This window comes from Algoriphagus sp., assembly GCF_024642405.1.
GTDB lineage: Bacteria > Bacteroidota > Bacteroidia > Cytophagales > Cyclobacteriaceae > Algoriphagus.
On record NZ_JAHEBC010000355.1, the window covers coordinates 1 to 3,838 of the forward strand.

Annotated in this window: 3 protein-coding genes; all 3 read right to left on the minus strand. The window is 36.7% G+C overall.

Annotated features, from left to right (window positions below):
* Positions 1-366, minus strand: a 366-nt coding sequence (locus Q0L68_RS17615; protein ID WP_296705575.1) for an acyl-CoA dehydrogenase family protein, incomplete at its 3' end; no start/stop codon positions are given.
* A gap of 4 nt (positions 367-370) precedes the next feature.
* Positions 371-2,611, minus strand: a complete 2,241-nt coding sequence (locus Q0L68_RS17620; RefSeq protein ID WP_296705576.1) for a TonB-dependent receptor — start codon at positions 2,609-2,611, stop codon at positions 371-373.
* Between the two features lie 128 nt (positions 2,612-2,739).
* Positions 2,740-3,813, minus strand: a complete 1,074-nt coding sequence (locus Q0L68_RS17625; protein WP_296705577.1) for a hypothetical protein — start codon at positions 3,811-3,813, stop codon at positions 2,740-2,742.
* Positions 3,814-3,838: the final 25 nt, after the last annotated feature.

Here is a 3,838-nt window from a genome sequence, read left to right on the forward strand (position 1 = left end):
TCCAATTGTACCAGCTATCAGTTTGGTAAGATACTTCTGTTTTTGTTCCTCCGTTCCAAAAGCATCGATGGCAACTTGGGTACTCCAGATTTGAGAATTAAGGGAAAAGGGGAGACCATTATCCTTGCTACCATAGCCAAGTCCTTCCAGCATCAAAACCGTAGTAAGCGGATCAAATCCTCCGCCGCCATATTCTTTTTTGAAAGGCCAACCTAAAACCCCAAACTCAGCACATTTTCTCCATTCTTCTTGAGGAAATAGATTATTGCGATCTTTTTTAGAAATATCTTGGTTAAGATTCTCTTCTGAGAAAATTTTGGCTTTTTCGCGTAATTCTACTTGTTCTTTGCTCCAGCTAAAATCCATTTAATTAGAATGTGAATTTTACAAATCCTCTAAAATTGAAAGGAGTACCTGGAGTGAAATGGATTTCACTTACCGGATTTGGCTCTAGATTTCCATTTGCAAGTCTGATTCTAGACTCAGTGTCAAACTGGGTTTCTTTCCAATCTGAATTAAGCAAGTTTTCTATGAAAAACCCAAAAGTGATTGCATTGAAAGAATAGCTTGCATTCATATCAACAATCGTATATCCTTCGGCAATAACACTGTTATCCTCATTTGCAGGACGGTCCTGTAAATATCTTGCTCTAAGTGCTCCGGCAAATCCATTTTTTTCAAAGCTCAATCCACCAGTTGTTGTTATTCTTGGAGCCAGAGGAATGAAATTATTACCTTCGGGATCATCAATGCTTCTGGCATAGGAATAAGTGAAATCACCATCAAAATATAGCCAGTTGTTTGCTTGCCAACGCAATCCTAAATCTACTCCTCTTCTCGCTGTTCTTCCGCTTGCCTCAACAATACCAGCATCACCTACATAGACAAATTCCTGCTCAAGCCTCAAATACCAAAGTGCTCCATTTACAATTAAACGCGGCATAAGTTTAAAATTACCTCCTAAATCAGCACCAAATGCTCTTGGTAGGATAGATTCATTATTTGGTCTTTCTAAAACTAAACGAGTATCATTTGAATGGAAACCAATTCCCGATTTTAAAAAGACCTGAACATTTTCATTGGCCGTATAAATGAAGTTAAGTTTTGGACTTACTACAGCTGCAGTTAAAGACTCTGGGTCATATGCCGGAGTGAGATCATCCTGATATAAATAATTGAAATAATCGACTCTGATTCCAGGATTAATTCTGAGCTTTTTTAAGTAAAGATCAAAATTCACATAACTATAATAATTTGACTCAGTGATATCGCCTCTCTGTGTTACATATCGAACACTATCTCTGTTTTTTGTTCCTGCTAATTCATTATCCCGGATATCATCACTTCTTAGACCTACCCCAAACTGGAGTGCATATTCGCCACCGTTAAATGTGTTACTATAGGTAAGCTGACTTTCAGCCCCAAAAATAGCCCGGTTCTCATACTGTCTAATTTGATCCCCGTTTACAGAATCCTCGAGGAAGAAAGTGAAGTTTGAAAATAACTCAAATTCGTAAGTAGAATAATAGGCGTTATTCTTAATGAATAGGCGATCATTAATAAGCTTTGAGTGATTTAAAGCAATGTTTGTTCTACTAGTATAACCTCCTTCTGTATCATCCAAAGCTCCGAAATTTGATATCTGTCCACTTTCTACTGCACGAATAGGAATCTGACCTGAGGCATCCCACTTACTTGTAAAATGCGAGGCAATCAAACTGATATCGTTTCCATTGTCTAAAGTTAATCCATATCGACCCATCAGATTTAATCTATTAAAATTCTGACTGGATTCAAATGGACCGTCACTTGCCAAATATTCAGCAGCTACATAGGCATTATTATTCTTTTCATTAATCAGATTAAAAAGTCCAACGGTACGGACACTATTAAAACTTCCTCCTTGAACAGAAACGGAACTCTTATCCAAACCTCTTTTTGTTTGAAAGTTTACATAACCTGCAGTAGCAAAATTTCCTTTATCAGCATTGTAAGGTCCTTTATCAAAATCAACTCTTTCCACTGTTTCCGGAATTAAAAAATGCAGATCTGAATATCCTTGGCCATGGGCATGCGAAACCATGTTGACAGGCATTCCATCTACTGTAATATTAATGTCTGTACCATGGTCAATATCAAATCCTCGAAGGAAAATCTGTTCAGCTTTTCCACCACCGGCATGCTGACCGATAAAGAGACCTGGGACTTTTCTAAGGATATCCTGGGAAGTATTTACTGGATTAGTTTTAAGGTCAATTCGGGAAAGTGTATTTACAGGATTCACATCTTGACTAAACACAACTTCGCTAAGCTCGATAGCCGATTCATCCATCCGGATCGTGATTTCTCTGGAAATGTTATCAACCACGATGATTTGAGACTCATACCCAATATGACTTACTTGAAGGGAATCACCTTCATTTACACCTGGCAACACAAAATACCCTGATTCATTGGTATGAGCGTGATGTTCTGAAGCAGTATGAATAATATAAGCTCCAATAATTGGAGAACTTGCTCTATCTAAAACTCGACCTTTTAGTGCTTGAGCATTTAAATAAGTAACTAATAATGAAAAAAGAAGGATTGTGGAGAGTAATTTTTTTAACATACTGGTACTATTTAGGTTGGCTATAAAATAATGCCGCTGGGTTTGTAAATTATTTTACTGAAAACCTTACTTTATTTTCTATGAAATTGTTTTAAATAATTAGTAATTAAAACAGCAATATTGAAAATCTATTGAACTACATTGATTAATTGATGGATCATACCATAGGGATTTTTTTCATCTGAACTGTAAGACTCGATGTTCATCTTAGTTCCTAGATTTAATTCTTCGGCATATTTGGCAAATAAACTTGCCACCACCTGGTCTTCTAAGGCCCACCCGGTAGAATCAAAAACACTTATTCCTGATTGATATTTTTCTTTCAATCCTTCATCATGGATTAATTCAATCCAAGAAGGGCCGATATCGGTGGGATTCAATTGTTGGCATTCTCCTTCAATAATGGCCTGCTCAAGAAAATCAGGACAAATAAAGGCGTTTTCTAAAAGTGATTTTGGAAGTTCAAATTTTCCGGGAAAATCAGCTCCGACAGCGTTGATATGCAAATGAGGCTTCGAATTGAAATCATTGAAAAGTGGTCCTTTTTCAGGAGCAATAGAGGTGGCAGTACATAAAATATCAGACTTCTCCATAATTTCCGATATCCTTGAAACCGCCGGAGTAATTCCAAGATTGATAGGTGCTATTCTATCCGCCAAACTATTCGTTGAGGCTTGATCGGTATCATAAATCAAAATTTCCTCAATTGGGAATAACCTGGAAATAGCATGAATTTGAGTAATCGATTGAGCGCCACAACCAATAATGCCAAGGGTTTTAGAGTTTGGTCTTGCCATCATCTTACTGGCTACTGCACTGGATGCTCCTGTACGGAGTGCAGTAAGCAATACTCCATCTACTAAAAAATTCAAATGACCAGTATGAGCATCATAAGAAGAAATTGTAGATAAAATAGTTGGTAATTTAAAAATATCTGGATTTTCTGGATGATAGCCAACTACCTTAATCAGTACTTCCTCGCCTTTCTTCATAATTGGCATCCATTCAACCAAACCTAAAAAAGGCTTTTTATAATGAAAGCCGGAACGAATTGGAACCTCAGTTTCTTCTTTATTGTAATTTTTAAGCGATTTTTCTAATTCTAAGATTAGGTCATCCATTACCCTGTTTAATCCAACTTTTGTAATGATCTTGTTGACAGCATGACTGTCTATGATGATACTTTCCTGATTCTTCTTCATTATTTAATTTAACCAATCCCTAATA